Annotated in this window: 1 protein-coding gene; it reads left to right on the top strand. The window is 48.4% G+C overall.

From position 1 onward, the window contains the following. Positions 1-84: 84 nt before the first annotated feature. The coding region (locus Q4528_RS13660) for a heavy metal translocating P-type ATPase metal-binding domain-containing protein (RefSeq protein WP_303522095.1) at positions 85-279 on the top strand (195 nt) is incomplete at its 3' end.

Raw genomic sequence — 279 nt, forward strand, 5'->3', positions numbered from 1 at the left:
GGTTTATCCGCATCAGTCCAATGGATGACAGCTGGCGTTTACAAGAAGAGCTACAACTGCCGCTGTACAACATAGAAGAGATTGATGGGAAGTAACAAACACCTTTGCTTTCATTGCAAAGAAGTTGTTCCGGCAGGTCTGAGCTTATCTGTTCCTATTCTAGGTAAAATGGAACCCATGTGTTGCCAAGGTTGTGCCGCCGTAGCCCAAACCATTATCGACAGTGGCTTAGAAGACTATTACAAGCATCGCACCGCCGCCGCTCCCAGCGCTCAAGGT

The sequence above is a fragment of the Staphylococcus pasteuri genome (assembly GCF_030547725.1).
Lineage (GTDB): Bacteria > Bacillota > Bacilli > Staphylococcales > Staphylococcaceae > Staphylococcus > Staphylococcus pasteuri.